At 64.0% G+C, this 14,589-nt stretch carries 12 protein-coding genes; 5 read left to right on the top strand and 7 right to left on the bottom strand.

Translation table 11 applies throughout. The annotated features are described in order from the left end of the window. Positions 1-5: 5 nt before the first annotated feature. Positions 6-608 (bottom strand): LemA family protein, encoded by a 603-nt coding sequence (locus tag JQ628_RS29660; RefSeq protein ID WP_212228693.1) that lies wholly within the window; start codon positions 606-608, stop codon positions 6-8. Positions 609-912: 304 nt separating this feature from the next. On the opposite strand from JQ628_RS29660, the gene JQ628_RS29655 reads away from it, so the two are divergent. Genes JQ628_RS29655 through JQ628_RS29645 form a run of 3 tightly spaced genes read left to right on the top strand, consistent with a single transcriptional unit; the run spans position 913 to position 4,147 of the window. Beyond that, a complete protein-coding gene (locus JQ628_RS29655) occupies positions 913-1,776 on the top strand; it encodes an enoyl-CoA hydratase (protein WP_212228691.1) in 864 nt (287 codons plus the stop codon). An 18-nt stretch (positions 1,777-1,794) separates the two neighbouring features. Next, positions 1,795-2,940, top strand: coding sequence for an acyl-CoA dehydrogenase family protein (locus JQ628_RS29650; RefSeq protein ID WP_212228689.1), 1,146 nt, complete (start codon positions 1,795-1,797; stop codon positions 2,938-2,940). A 10-nt stretch (positions 2,941-2,950) separates the two neighbouring features. Further along, the gene (locus JQ628_RS29645; RefSeq protein ID WP_212228675.1) at positions 2,951-4,147 is read left to right on the top strand and encodes an acyl-CoA dehydrogenase family protein; all 1,197 of its coding nucleotides are present in this window, start codon (positions 2,951-2,953) and stop codon (positions 4,145-4,147) included. Between the two features lie 182 nt (positions 4,148-4,329). Here the strand turns inward: JQ628_RS29645 and JQ628_RS29640 are convergent, their stop codons facing one another. From JQ628_RS29640 to JQ628_RS29615, 6 genes are all read right to left on the bottom strand, one after another. Beyond that, entirely contained in the window at positions 4,330-6,642 is a 2,313-nt protein-coding gene (locus tag JQ628_RS29640; protein WP_212228673.1) for a xanthine dehydrogenase family protein molybdopterin-binding subunit, read from the bottom strand. Between the two features lie 124 nt (positions 6,643-6,766). Continuing rightward, the gene (locus JQ628_RS29635) at positions 6,767-7,864 is read right to left on the bottom strand and encodes a S1C family serine protease (RefSeq protein ID WP_212228671.1); all 1,098 of its coding nucleotides are present in this window, start codon (positions 7,862-7,864) and stop codon (positions 6,767-6,769) included. Between the two features lie 114 nt (positions 7,865-7,978). Then, positions 7,979-8,854 (bottom strand): dihydrodipicolinate synthase family protein, encoded by an 876-nt coding sequence (locus JQ628_RS29630; protein ID WP_212228661.1) that lies wholly within the window; start codon positions 8,852-8,854, stop codon positions 7,979-7,981. Continuing rightward, on the bottom strand, positions 8,851-9,807 hold the full coding sequence (locus JQ628_RS29625) for an NAD-dependent epimerase/dehydratase family protein (protein WP_212228659.1): 957 nt from the start codon (positions 9,805-9,807) through the stop codon (positions 8,851-8,853). The genes JQ628_RS29630 and JQ628_RS29625 overlap by 4 nt, the downstream gene beginning before the upstream one ends. A 16-nt stretch (positions 9,808-9,823) precedes the next feature. Continuing rightward, on the bottom strand, positions 9,824-11,464 hold the full coding sequence (gene pgm / locus JQ628_RS29620; protein ID WP_212228658.1) for a phosphoglucomutase (alpha-D-glucose-1,6-bisphosphate-dependent): 1,641 nt from the start codon (positions 11,462-11,464) through the stop codon (positions 9,824-9,826). 173 nt (positions 11,465-11,637) lie between these two features. Further along, complete coding sequence (locus tag JQ628_RS29615; protein WP_212228656.1) at positions 11,638-11,877, bottom strand: hypothetical protein; 240 nt, start codon at positions 11,875-11,877, stop codon at positions 11,638-11,640. A gap of 280 nt (positions 11,878-12,157) precedes the next feature. Here JQ628_RS29615 and JQ628_RS29610 point away from each other — a divergent pair, with 280 nt between their 5' ends. Beyond that, positions 12,158-13,096 carry a glycoside hydrolase family 16 protein gene (locus JQ628_RS29610; RefSeq protein WP_249128600.1) on the top strand — a complete coding sequence of 313 codons (939 nt, stop codon included), beginning with the start codon at positions 12,158-12,160 and terminating at the stop codon, positions 13,094-13,096. 18 nt (positions 13,097-13,114) lie between these two features. Further along, the gene (locus JQ628_RS29605) at positions 13,115-14,587 is read left to right on the top strand and encodes a GH1 family beta-glucosidase (RefSeq protein WP_212228652.1); all 1,473 of its coding nucleotides are present in this window, start codon (positions 13,115-13,117) and stop codon (positions 14,585-14,587) included. Positions 14,588-14,589 lie beyond the last annotated feature (2 nt).

Genomic DNA, 14,589 nt, shown 5'->3' with positions numbered 1-14,589 from the left:
GACGGCTACTTCGCGGGCGCCGGATTGAAATCGACCTTGGGTGCCCTGGAAATTTCCGCCTCGTTCTCCACCGAGAAGTTCGGTTTCTCCTTGTAGCCGAACGCCATCGCCGTCAGGTTGTTCGGGAAGGTGCGGATGCCGACGTTGTAGTCCTGCACCGCCTTGATGTAGCGGTTGCGCGCCACCGTGATGCGGTTCTCGGTGCCTTCGAGCTGCGCCATCAAATCCTTGAACAGCGCATCCGACTTAAGCTGCGGATAGTTTTCCGTCACGACCAGCAAGCGCGACAGCGCGCTGGAGAGCTCGCCCTGCGCCTGCGTGAATTTCTGGAACGCGGCGGGATCGTTCAGCACCTCGGGCGAGGCCTGCACGCTGCCGACCTTGGCGCGGGCGTTGGTGACCCCTAACAGCACGTCCTTTTCCTGCTGGGCAAAACCCTTCACCGAGTTGACGAGATTGGGCACGAGATCGGCGCGGCGCTGGTATTGATTGACCACTTCCGACCAACCCGACTTGACCTGTTCGTCATTGGTCTGGATCGCATTGTAGCCGCAGTTCGTCAGGCTCAGACACGACAGCGCCGCCAGCACCGTGAAAAATTTACGCATTTTGATCTCCCGGCAATATTGTAGTGAACGTAGCAGAACCGATTTGGTTCGTCATTGTGGGCGCGCTCTCTCGTGTCCCGGCCTCCGAGCCGGACCCATGCTCGCTGCGAACTCCCTATCATGGGTCCCGGGCAGCGCATCATTCCGCAAGCGCTTCATGCTGCGCAGCGCACGGGACACGATAGCGCATCGTCGCCCGCCTCCCGGAATGACAGCGTCTAAACGCATCACTCCGCCCTTGCCTATCGCCAGCCGCCATCACAACATGGCCCTAACAAAACAAAAAGGGAAACGCGAGGGCGTCATGGCATTCGAGACCATCATCGTGGAACGGCCCGAGCCGCGCATTGCGCGGATCGTGATGAATCGGCCGGAGGCGCGCAACGCGCAAAACTTGCAGATGACCTACGATCTCAATGCCGCCTTCGACCAGGCGGTGCAGGACGATGCGGTCAAGGTCATCATCCTCGCCGGCAACGGCCCGCATTTCTCGTCCGGGCACGATTTGCGCCCCGGCGGCAAGAATGCCGCGGGCGTGGATTTTCCACCGGTTGGAAATTGGGGTGGCTTTGCCGAGCCGAACGCGCACGGACGCTTCGCGCGCGAGCAGGAGATTTACCTCCAGATCACGCGGCGCTGGCGTAACCTTGCCAAGCCGACGATCGCCGAAGTGCACGGCAAGTGCATCGCCGGCGGCTTGATGCTGGCCTGGGCCTGCGATCTCATCGTCGCCAGCGACGATGCGGAATTCTGCGACCCCGTCGTCACCATGGGCGTCTGCGGCGTCGAATGGTTCGTGCATCCCTGGGAACTCGGCCCGCGCAAGGCCAAGGAGATGCTGTTTACGGCGGACGTCTGGAAAGCGCAGGAGGCGCACCGGCTCGGCATGGTCAATCACGTGGTGCCGCGGGCTGAACTTTCGTCCTTCACGCTTGATTTGGCGCAGCGGATCGCCGCCAAGCCGTCGTTTGCACTGAAGCTGACCAAGGAAGCCGTCAACCGCTCCGTCGACGTGATGGGCCAGCCGGCGGCGATCGAGCAGGCCTTTGCGCTGCATCAGCTCTGCCATGCGCATAACCTTCAGGAATTCGGCATGGTCGTGGACCCCTCGGGCCTGCACCCTTCCGTCAGGAAGCCGAGCGAAGCCAGCAAGACCACAGCCCTTTGAATTCGAGCGAACCATCAGATGGATCTCACCTTAAGCGATGAGCAGCGGCTGCTGCGCGAGAGCGCCGACCGCTTTGTCAAGGAAACCTACACCGCCGACAACAGGCGCAAGATCGCTGGCGAACCGCTCGGCTTCAGCCCGGCGCTGTGGAAGCAGTTTGCCGATCTCGGCTGGCTGGCATTGCCGATCGGCGAAGATCACGGCGGTCTCGGCGGCGGCGCCATCGAGATCGGGATTCTGATGGAGGCCTTCGGCCGCGGTCTTGTCTCGGAGCCCTTTTTGTCGACCGTTGTGATCGGCGCCGGGCTGGTCGCCCAATGCGGCACCGAAGCGCAGAAGCAGGCGATCCTGCCAAAGGTCGCCGACGGTTCGCTGATCCTCGCCTTTGCGCATTCCGAGCGCGCCGCGCGGTTCGATCTCGCCAAGGTCGAGACATTGGCGACCAAAGCGTCCGACGGCTGGCATCTCAACGGCCAGAAGATCACAGTGCTCGACGGCAATGCCGCCGGTCAGATCATCGTGTCCGCGCGCGTCGCCAACAGCAACGGCGCGTCCGGCAATCTCTGCCTGTTCCTCATTCCATCGGATACGCCCGGCCTCGTGCGGAGCGACTATTCGCGCCTCGGTGGCGGCCGCGCCTGCAATCTTACGCTGAAAGATGTGCGCCTCCCCGCCGACGCCCTGCTTGGAGACGGCAGCGATGCCCTCCCCGTCATCGAGGCTGTGATCGATCGCGCCATGGCGGCGCTTGGTGCGGAAGCCGTCGGCATCATGCAGACGCTGCTCGACACCACGATCGAATATACAAATATCCGGAGACAGTTCGGCCGGCCGCTGTCGGCCAACCAGGTGATCCGCCATCGCCTCGCCGACATGGCGATGCAATGCGACGAGGCGCGCTCGATGGCGCTGCGCGCGGCGCTGATGGCGGATGCTGAGCCCGTGGCACGCGGCCGCGCAGCCTCCGGCGCGAAGGCCAAGATCGGCAAATGTGCGCGCTTTGTCTCCGAGCAATCGGTTCAGCTTCACGGCGCCATGGGCGTCACCGAAGAACTCGACATCGGCCTTTATTTCAAACGTCTGCTCGCCTTCGACACGCTGTTCGGCGGCAGCGCGCATCACTATCGCCGCCACGCCGCGCTCGGCGGGCGGACCAACGCGTAAGGAGCGCACCATGGACCTCACCTTCAGCGCCGAGGAACGCGCCTTCGAACAGGAAGTGCGCGACTTCATCGCCGCCAACCTGACGCCGGAAATGAAGCGTGCCACCGCGCTGACCCCATCGGTGTTTTCCGATCCCGATATCGGGATGGCCTGGCAGCGGAAATTGCACAAGCAGGGTTGGGGCGCGCCCGGCTGGCCGGTGGACTATGGCGGTCCCAAATGGACGCCGGCGCAACGCTGGATCTTCGAGGCCGAATGCGCCCGCGCCGGCGTTCCCAACGTCAACGTCATGGGCGTGAAGATGGTCGGCCCCGTCATCATCGGCTTCGGCACGCAGGAGCAGAAAGACTTTTACCTGCCGCGAATTCTTTCCGGCGAGGACTATTGGTGCCAGGGCTATTCCGAGCCGGGCTCCGGCTCCGATCTCGCCTCGCTGAAAACGCGCGCGGAGCGCGACGGCGACGACTACATCATCAACGGCACCAAGATCTGGACCACGCATGCCCACCACGCTAACCGCATGTTCGCGCTGGTGCGCACCAGCGAGACCGAGAAGAAGCAGGACGGCATCAGCTTCATTCTGATCGACATGAAGACGCCGGGCATCACGACGCGGCCGATCCTGACCATCGGCGGCGATCACGAGGTCAACCAGGTGTTCTTCGACGACGTTCGTGTGCCCGTCGCCAACCGCGTCGGCGAGGAAGGCAAGGGCTGGACCTACGGCAAGTATCTGCTCGAGTTTGAGCGCGGCGCCGGCATTGCCTCCGCGAAACTGCGCGAGGCGTTGCGGACGATTTCAGAGCTTGCGGAAGCCGACATCACCGGCCGCGCCATCGACGATCCCGACATTTCCCTGCGGATGTCCGAGATCGAGGTCGACATCGACGCACTGGAAATGACCGAGCTGCGCGTGTTGTCGGCGCTACAGACCGGCGAGCGTCCCGGCGCTGTTTCGTCGATCCTCAAACTGCGCAACAGCGAAATCCGCCAGGCGGTGACGCGGCTCGGCGTCGACGTGATCGGCCATGACGGCCTCGCCGTCGAGCCGGTGCGCCCGCTGTACCGCCTCAACCATCAGCCGCCGGTGCCCGAGGGGATGCTGACGGTGGTGCCGGAATATCTCAACGGCCGGGCCTATACCATCTTCGGAGGCTCGTCGGAGGTCCAGCGCGAGATCATCGCGAAGATGGTGCTGGGGATTTAGCCCAGCACGCTGACCTCTCCACACGTCGTCCCGGCGAACGCCGGGACCCATACCGCGTTGTGCTCTCGGTTGAAACGAGGTCGCCGACGCCGTCGCAAAACAACAGCCGCCGCGGTGTATGGGTCCCGGCGTTCGCCGGGACGACAGCGGTGAGTTTGAAACGACGTGCCTAGACCCCCGCCCTAGCTCGCATCCCGGATCGCCTGCCAGACCTTCGCCGGCGTCAGCGGCGTGTTGAGCTGCTTGATGCCGAGCTCGCTCAGCGCATCCATCACGCCATTGGCGATGCAGGGCGGGCCGCCGATCGCGCCGGATTCGCCGCAGCCCTTGGCTCCCAGCGGATTGGTCTTGCACGGCGCGGAATCATCCAGCGTCACTTCGATCGGCGGAATGTCTTCGGCGCGCGGCACGCAATAGTCCTGGTAGCTCGCGGTCAGCAGTTGGCCTTCCTCGCTATAGGCGACGCCCTCATACAGCGCCTGGCCGATGCCCTGCGCGACGCCGCCGTGCACCTGACCGGTCACCAGCATCGGATTGACGGCGACGCCGACGTCATCGACCGTGGTGTAGCGCACCACCCTGGTGACGCCGGTTTCCGGATCGATCTCGACTTCGCAGATATGGGTGCCGTTCGGCCAGCTCGGCCCGTCGACCTCGCCTTCGCTGTCGACGCTGAGCCTGGCGCCATTCTCTTTCCCAGCAATCTCGAACAGGCTGATCCGTTTGTCGGTGCCGACCACCGTGAGATAGCCGTCGCGATATTCGATGTCGCCGGCGGAAGCTTCCAGCAGGTTTGACGCCTTCTCGCGCGCCTTGTTGATCAGGTCGTTGGTCGAGACCGCGACCGCCGTGCCGCCGACGAACAGCGAGCGCGAACCGACGCTGCCGAATCCGGTGGCGAGATCCGTGTCGCCCTGCACGACGTCGATCCTGTCCATGGGAATGCCGAGCGCCTCGGCCACCATCTGGCTGTAGGTGGTTTGCAACCCCTGCCCCATCGCCATGGTGCCGGAATGCAGGATGACGCGGCCTTCTGCGGTGGCATGCAGCGAGACTTTTTCAGTGTGGGCGCGGCCGCCTGTCCATTCGATGTAGGACGTCAGCCCGCGGCCATAGAGCATGCCGCGCTTCTTCGCCGTTCTCTTGCGCGCGGCAAAGCCGTCCCAGTCGGCAAGTTCGGAGGCGCGCGTCAGCATGTGCGCAAAGGCGCCGGAATCGTACACCTGCCCGACCGCATTGGTGTAAGGCAGTTGCGCCGGCTTGATGTAATTCACCTTGCGGATCGCGCGCGGGTCCATGCCGATCTGGCGCGCGGCAGCGTCCATCAGGCGCTCGACGATGAAGACAGCCTCGGGGCGGCCGGCGCCGCGATAGGCGCCGACCGGCGCCGTGTTGGTCATCACCGACTTCACCTCGAAATGCACCAGCGGCAGGTCGTAGACGCCGGTTTGCACGAACGGCCCGAGCACGAGCGGAATGATGTTGGCAGCACCCGAGCTATAGGCACCCGTGCCACCGATCGAGCGCACGCGATAGGCCAGCACACGGCCCTTGGCGTCGAGCGCGAACTCGCCAGTCGAGGTGAGATCGCGGCCATGCGTGCCGCCGACGAACTCATCGGTGCGGTCGCCGCGCCAACGGATCTTCTTGGCCAACTTGGTCGCGGCGTAAGCGACGATGCCGTCTTCAGGATAGAGATTGGTCTTCTGACCAAAGCCGCCGCCGATATCGCCGACCAGCACGCGCACGCTTTCCACCGGCCGCTTCAATACGGCGCCCGCCAGCACGTCGCGCGTGGAGGCCGGCGTCTGCGACTGCACATACAGGATCAGCCGGCCGGTCTTGTCGACCTCGGCAATGGTCGAGCGCGGCTCCATCGCCGAGGGGACCAGGCGCTGGCTGACCAGATCGAGCGACACGACATGCGCGGCGTTCGAGAAGGCCTCTTCGACCTTGGCCGCATCGCCATAGCTCATCGCAGCCACGACGTTGTCGGGCGCCTCCGGCCACACCACCGGCGCGCCGGGCTTTGCGGCCTCAACGGGGTCGACCACCGACGGCAGCACCTCGTACTCGACCGCGATCGCTTCCGCTGCGGTCTGCGCCTCGACGCGCGAGGCGGCGACGACGGCAGCCACGGCCTCGCCGGCGTGTCGCACCACCTCATGGGCAAGCAGGCGCCGCGGCGGCACCGTCATCGGCGAGCCGTCCGGGCGCTTGAAGATCGCGAGCGTCGGTATGGTGCCGATATCGTCCCGGACCAGATCGGCGCCGGTATAAACGGCCTGAACGCCGGGCATGCCAGCCGCGGCATTGGTGTCGATCGAGACGATTTTCGCATGCGCATGCGGCGAGCGCAGCACATATAGCCAGAGCGCGCCGTCTTCCGGCTTGTCGTCGATGAACTGTCCCTTCCCGGTGAGCAGTCTCTGATCTTCCAAACGCTTGACCGGCTGGCCCGCACCAAAACGCAAATTGCCGGGAAGAATGTTCATTCGCTGTCCTTAATCCTCATCATGAGCGGCCAGCGTTTTAGCTGATTTTTCCGCGCAGACAACCGACGTGCACGGCACATATCTTGTGCATGCATCGGTGCCATGCGCCTTCTTGCAGGAGACCTCAGGACCGGCTGATATCGACGATATTCACGGTAACGTCGCGGCTGTCCGAGCCGCGCTTGATGGTGAGGCGCAGGCTGCCGCCCGCCCCTACCTGCTCGATCTGATCGGTGAGATCGGAAAGACGGCGTACCGGCTTGCCGTCCGCGCTGGTGATGACGTCGCCGATATCGCCTGTAGACATGTCGACGCCGCGAATGCCCGCCCGCGCCGCCGGGCTGGAGGGGGTGGTGCGCACCACGATGACGCCCTCGATGCCGAGACGGGTCGATACCGCTTCGCTGGCCGCCACGATACCGATCCCCGGCGTCGGCACGCGGCCGCTCTTGATCAGGTCCGGCACGACGCGGTTGACGATGTCGACCGGGATCGCAAAGCCGATGCCGGCATTGGAGCCGGAAGGCGAAATGATCGCGGTGGTGACGCCGATCAGGCGTCCCGCCGAATCCAGCAGTGGGCCGCCCGAATTGCCGGGATTGATCGCGGCGTCGGTCTGGATCACGTTGGATATCTCGCGGCCGCTTTGCGTCGGCAGGCGGCGCTTCAGCGCACTGATGATGCCGCTGGTCATCGACTGGTCGAGCCCGAATGGATTGCCGATCGCAAAGGCGGATTGTCCGACCTTGAGGTCAGCGGAGCTGCCGATCGCCAGCGGCGGCGGCAGGTTGCGTGCGCTCTTGATGCGCAGCACCGCCAGATCATAGTTCGGCGCCACGCCGATCACCTCCGCCTGTGCCACCTCGCCGGAGGCGAAGCGGACCGCGACTTGCCTCGCATCCTGCACCACGTGATCGTTGGTGACGATGTGGCCGTCATTGTCCCAGACGAAGCCGGTGCCGGATGCGCCCTGGCCCTGGCCTTGCCCATCGCCCTGCTCCTCCATCAGGGGATTGGATGCCGAGCGTGCCGCCACCTGAACGACCGACGGAGACACCCGCTCAAAAATGCCGATGGTTGCCCGCTCGCCCTCCGCGAGGGGGCCGCGCTGCTCCACCGCGCGGGCCGTGGGGCCTGTCCAGGTGCGGTTGATATTGGCCGCTGTCAGTGCCACCAGGATGGCCGCCACGACGGCCGCACCAAACACATACCGGGGGTTCATGGGTAAATTCTTCCTTCGCGGCCTGCCCGCCGCTCCCCCAGAACGCAGCACGCGCCCGGAAGTTTCCGGTTCGCTCAACGTTATCGAAGAGTTGAAATGCCGCAGGCGGCCTGCCTAGCCGAGATCGCGCAGCACCGCTTCGACCACCTTGCGCTGGTCCGCCGTCAGCGCGGCCTGCGGCGGCACGGGATCGCCGACGTCATAGCCCTGGATCGACAGTCCCGCCTTGATGCAGGCGGCAAGGTTGAAGCGCGCAAAGGCCTCGTTGACCCGCCACAATTTGCGTTGGAGCACCAGTGCCTCGTCCCAGCGCCTGGCCTTGCAGAGATCGTAGAGCGCAACGCTCTGGCGCGGGATGATGCAGGCCGGTCCCGCCATCCAGCCGAAACCGCCGATCAGCATCACCGCGGCCGGAATGTGAGCGGAAGCGGAAAACACCTTTATGTTCTCGCCGCATCGATTGATGATCGACAGCAGCCGCCCGGTATTGGTGGAAGCATCCTTGATGTAGCCGATGCGTGGATGGCCGGCGAGCTTCTCGATCACGTCGAGGGTAAGGTCGGAGCGCTGGAACTGCGGATTGGTGTAGATCACCACGGGAATGTCGACGGCATCCGCGATCGCGCGGAAATAGGCTTCAACGCCGGCGTCCGTAATCGGAAAATAGGCTTCCATGATCGCCAGGATGCCGTTGGCCCCGAGCTTTTGATACGCCTTCGCCTGCGCCACCGCATCCGCGGTCGAGGTCGATACGACGCCGGCGACGACCGGCACGCGACCTTTTGCGGCCTCGATCGTCGTCTGCACCACCGCCGTGCGCTGCGCCGCATTGAGGTAGGCAAATTCGCCGGTCGAGCCGAGCGGCGTCAGCCCGTGCACGCCGGCGCCGATGAGGTCGTCGCACAGGCGCGCCAGCACCTCGGTTCGGATCTTGCCGGACGCATCGATGGGCGAGACGAGATAGGGAAAGACGCCGTGGAAATCAGTCATGCCTTGAGCCTCGTGGACGGCGAGACATAGTCGGGATCGTGTGCAAAGGGAAGCGAAGCGCCGATGCGCAAGGCCTGCAACACGGCGGCGAAATCGGTCTTGGCGCGAAAGCCGAGCAGGCGCTCGGCCTTCGCCGGGTCATAGACGCGGCTGATGCTTGCCGGAAGCTGCCAGCCCCGCTGCGCGTAGAGCGAAGCGGCTTGCGGAAAATAGCGCGCGACAACACTCGCCGCGTCTGCCTTCAGCGCTTCCGCATCCGACCGCACGAAAGGCGGCGGCGCGCTGATGACGAACACCTCAAAGCCGGCGGGCGCTTTCTCCAGTGCGACGACATGCGCATCCGCGGCGTCCTCGACCGTGAGGCGGCGGTGCAAAAATTCGTTCGCCTTCAAATTCGCGCCGCTCAGTCCGCGGTCGGTATCGTCTTCCTCGGGAAAGAAGCGGCCGGTGCGAAGCACGGCGCAGTTCAGCCCATGCTCGAAACTGTAGAGACGGCAAAGCCCTTCGGCCGAGAGCTTGGTCAAGCCGTAGATGTTACGAGGCTCGAGCGGACCGGTAGCTTCATCGAGCCAGATGGCCGCCGATCCCCGGGCCTGCCTGATTTCCCGGGAGATCATCAGCGAGGTCGTCGAGGTGAAGACGAAGCGGTCATGCCGGGCAGCGACGGCCGCCTTCAACAGGTTGAGCGTTCCCGTGACGTTGACATCGATAAAGGACTGCTCGGCGAAGCGCGCGATGTCCGGCTTGTGCAGAGCGCCCGCGTGGATCACCGCCTCGATCGCGTGATCCGCAAACACCTGCTCGACCACGGCCCGATCCGCGACCGACCCGACGACATCGGTCTCCTCGCCCGCAACCACGTCCAGCCCGGTGACGCGGTGGCCGGCCGTTCGCAGCCTCGGCGCCAGGAAGCGGCCGAGCCAGCCGGAAGAGCCCGTCAGCAGCACGCGCATGACGCAGGCCTTGCCGTCAGAAGACTTTTGCGACCGCGGCCTGCGCGTCGCTCTGGATTCGCTTCAGATGATCGGCGCTTTCAAAGCTTTCCGCGTAGATCTTGTAGACATCCTCGGTGCCGGACGGCCGCGCCGCAAACCATCCACTATCGGTCTCGACCTTCAGGCCGCCGAAGGATTGATCGTTGCCCGGCGCTTTGGTTCGGACCGCACGCACGGGTTCGCCGGCCAGCGTCTTCAAATCGAGCTGCTCGGGCGTCGCCGCTTTCAGCGCATTCTTCTGCGGCAGCGTCGCCGCCACGTCGATGCGCTCGTAGAAGGGCACGCCGAGCTCGTCGGTCAGCGCGGTGAACGACTGGCTCGGATCGCGGCCGGTCTTCGCCATCATCTCCGCGGCAAGGAGGCCCATCACGATGCCGTCCTTGTCTGTCGTCCACACCGTTCCGTCCCGCTTGAGGAAGGAAGCCCCGGCACTTTCCTCGCCGGCAAAGCCAAAACCGCCGCTGCCGAGACCCTCGACGAACCATTTGAATCCGACCGGCGTCTCGACCAGCTTTCGGTTCAGCTTTTTCGCGACGCGGTCGATGATCGAGCTGGAAACGATGGTCTTGCCGATCGCGGCGCTCCCGCTCCAGCCTGTCCGGTGCGCGAACAGATAGGCGATGGCGGCGGCCAGAAAATGGTTCGGGTTCATCAGCCCGCCCGTGCGCGTCACGATGCCGTGGCGGTCCGCGTCGGTGTCGTTGGCGAATGCGACGTCGAACCGGTCGCGCATCTGGATCAGGCTCGCCATCGCGTAGGGCGAGGAGCAGTCCATCCGGATCTTGCCGTCCCAATCCGCGGTCATGAAGCGGAAGGTCGGGTCGACCGCATCGTTCACGATCTCAGCCTTGATCCGGTAGCGCTCGATGATCGGCTGCCAGAAATGCACGGCCGCGCCGCCCAGCGGATCGATGCCGATCTTCACGCCGGATGAGGCCACCAGCGCCAGATCGACGCTGTTGCCGAGATCGGCAACGTAAGGCGTGATGTAATCGTAGAGATGCGTCGACGGTGCTTTTCGCGCGCGCTCATACGGCATCCGTTTGACGCCTTGCAACCCCGCCGCCATGTAGGCGTTCGCCTGCTTCTCCACCTTGCCGGTGACGTCGGTATCGGCCGGGCCGCCATGCGGCGGATTGTACTTGTAGCCGCCATCCTCCGGTGGATTGTGCGATGGCGTGATCACCACGCCGTCGGCAAGACCCGACGTTCGCCCCTTGTTGTAGCTCAGGATGGCATGCGAGATCACCGGCGTCGGCGTGTAGCCGCCGCGATCATCGATCATGATCTCGACGCCGTTCGCCGCGAACACCTCGACCGCACTGGCCAGCGCCGGCTCAGCCAGCGCATGGGTATCGATGCCGATGAACAGCGGCCCGGTCAGGCCGGTTTCGCGGCGATGGTCGCAGATCGCCTGCGTGGTTGCGAGGATGTGATCCTCGTTGAAGGAGTTTTTCAGCGACGAGCCGCGATGGCCCGACGTGCCGAAGGCGACGCGCTGCGCGGGATCGGCCGGGTCGGGCTTTTGCGCAAAATAGGCGGTGACCAGCCGGGGAATGTTTTGCAGCGAAGCAGGATCGACCGGCTTGCCGGCGGCGGGATTGGGCGCAGTCACTTGACCTCACATGGTTCTCGCAAAGGATAGCCTGATAAGTCAGGAGCACGCCTGCAAGTTCGGATTCAATGACCGCCTTTTTAGGACTGCGACTGCATACGGGTCAAATTGGCCGCAAAATGCGAGAGAGCCCGGGACGGTGTCCCGGGCCCTCGCACCAAACTGTAGAGAGATCAGTAATAGTAGCGCACGCGGGGATAGCCGTACACCACCGGCGCACCGTAAACGACCGGACCACCGTAGTAGTAGCCGTAGCCACCGTTGTAATAGGCATCGGCCGCGATCGCCGCAGCAGTCGCCGCCGCGACACCGGCAACGACGCGTGCGCCACGACCGCCACGCGCTTCAGCGGGAGCGCTCGCCACAGCGGCAAGGGTGGCAACGGCAGCAACGGTCAGAACAAGCTTTTTCATGGGAAGCCCCTTTGGTTGATATGACCCATAGACGGGATTGGGTTGCGAATGGTTTTGAGCACCGCCTGAAAATGACCCTAGGCCCTCCCGCTGCCGAGTTATGTGCGCAAGGTCACACAGCGCTTTCCGCTTGCGAAAGGGCACGGTGTCGCACCTGCTGCGCGTCTATTCGCGCCTCGCGTTTCTTGTCCGCGATGACGACAGTCGGCTAAATTTCGCCATCCGCGCCAATGAGGCTGATCACGTGACGACGCCAAGAATAATCGCCGCGATCGGATGTCTGGCCGCGCTTGCGTCAGCATTCGCGCAGGAAGAGCACCCCTCCGCACGGACCAGCCTTTCGCTGCAGGTTGCGAGCGATCCGGCACCCGAGAAATGCCGCCGCATCGAGGCGACGCATTCGGTTTTTGGCATTACCACCATGCACCGCACGTTTAACGACGATTTCAACGAACATCCGCTGTCGCGCGGCAAATGGATACCGCATTATGCCGGCGGCGCGGCCTGGCCCGATGCGCGCTACTGGGGCGGCGACGGCTCCGACTTCAAGCGCAAGACCGCCTGGAACGGCGAACAGCAGATCTATGTCGATCCGCGCTACGCCGGCCGCGGCACGACGCCGCTCGGGCTCGATCCGTTCAAGGTCAGCAACGGCATCCTCTCAATCGTCGCCAGCCGCACGCCGCCCGAGCTCAAGAACGTGCTGTTCGACAACGAATACATCTCCGGCATCCTGACCACGCAGAGCGTGTTCGCGCAGAAATACGGCTACTTCGAAATCCGCGCCAAGATACCGGTCGGAATCGGGGTGTGGCCGGCGTTCTGGATGCTCGCCGATGACGGCGGCTGGCCGCCCGAGATCGACATCCTGGAAGGCCGCGGGCAGCGGCCGGGCACCATGGTGATGACCACGCATTGGCGCAACCCCGAAACCGGCCTCGTCAATTCCTGCGGATTCGATTTCGTGGTGCCGACCGCTTCGAGCGAATTCCACGACTATGGCGCGCTGTGGCAGCGCGACCGCATCACCTATTATATCGACCGCAAGCCGGTCGCCGACATCGCGGTGCCTCCCGGCTACGACGATCCCGCCTACATGATCGTCAATCTGGCGATGGGCGCAAAGAATTTTCAGGGCGTCGGATTCGTCAGCGCGGAATCCCCGGCAACGGTCGCATTCGAGATCGACCGGATTTCCGCCTTCCAGATCGATCCGTAAGTTGTTCGGGAGCGTTTGATGTTTTCCAGCTTTTCGCGCCGGCATTTTGCAAAGCTTGCCGGCCTTGCCGCGCTCGGCCTGACCGCATCGCCGACTGAGGCCGCCGAAAGCAAGGCGAAGCAGGGCAAGGACCGCCACGCGCCCGCGCCATTTCCGAAGGATTTCGTCTGGGGCACCGCCACGTCGTCCTATCAGATCGAAGGCGCGGTCAAGGAAGACGGCCGCGGTCCGTCGATCTGGGATACGTTCTCGCACACGCCCGGCAAGATCGGCGACGGCACTAACGGCGACCGCGCCAACGAGCACTATCATCGATACAAGGAAGACGTCCGCCTCATCAAGGATCTCGGCGTCAAGGCCTATCGCTTCTCGATCGCCTGGCCGCGGGTATTTCCGGAAGGCACCGGCAAGCCCAATCCCAAGGGGCTCGACTTCTACAACCGCCTGCTCGATGAGCTGCTCGCCAATGGCATCGAGCCATATGCGACGCTGTATCATTGGGATTTGCCGCAGGCGCTACAGGACAAGGTCGGCGGCTGGCAATCCAGCGAAACTTCGAAGGCATTCGCAGAGTATTCCGGCTACGTCGCCGAGCGCCTGAGCGACCGCGTCAAATATTTCTTCACGCTCAACGAGGCCGGGCGCTTTCTCAATTTCGGCTACGGCTGGGGCATCGATGCGCCCGGGCTGAAGCTGCCGACCGCCGAGCTCAACCAGGCGCGCCACCACACCGTGCTGGGGCACGGCCTCGCCGTGCAGGCGATCCGCGCCAGCGCCCGCAAGGGTACCAAGGTCGGCATCGCCGAAAACATCGCCGCCTGCGTGCCGGCGTTCGCGACGCCGGAACATATCCGCGCCACCGAAATGGCGACGCGCGAATTGAATGCCGGATTTCTGGGCGTGATCCTCGAGGGCAAATACACCGACGGCTTTCTGGCCTATTCCGGCAAGGACGCGCCAAAGTTCACCGCCGACGAACTGAAGATCATCGGCTCCAAAAACGATTTCGTCGGGCTGAACATCTACGCACCGCAATTCTACATCGCCGCCTCCGACAAGAAACCGGGCTGGAGTGTGCTGCCCTTTCCGGCCTCGTTCCCGCACATGAACTCGGAATGGCTGCGCATCGGCCCGGAGGTGATCTACTGGGCGCCGCGGCTTGCTGCAAAAGTCTGGAACATCGAAAACATCTTCATCACCGAGAACGGCACCTCCTCGGAGGACAAGCTCACCGCCGACGGCAAGGTGAATGACCTCGACCGCATCAGCTTCCTGCGCAACTACCTGTTGCAGTTGCAGCGCGCGACCGCAGAGGGCGTGCCGGTGCGCGGCTATTTCCTCTGGAGCCTGATGGACAATTTCGAGTGGATTTTCGGCTTTGAGAAACGCTTTGGTGTGTACCACGTCGATTTCGAGACCCAAGCCCGGGTCCCGAAGCTCAGCGCAGCCTTCTACCGGGACGTGGTGGCGAAGAACGCCATCGGCGTGTAAAG

Source organism: Bradyrhizobium lablabi, assembly GCF_018129385.1.
Classification (GTDB): domain Bacteria; phylum Pseudomonadota; class Alphaproteobacteria; order Rhizobiales; family Xanthobacteraceae; genus Bradyrhizobium; species Bradyrhizobium lablabi_C.
The sequence above is the reverse complement of the archived record's forward strand: the minus strand, read 5'-3'. Positions and strand labels throughout refer to the sequence as shown.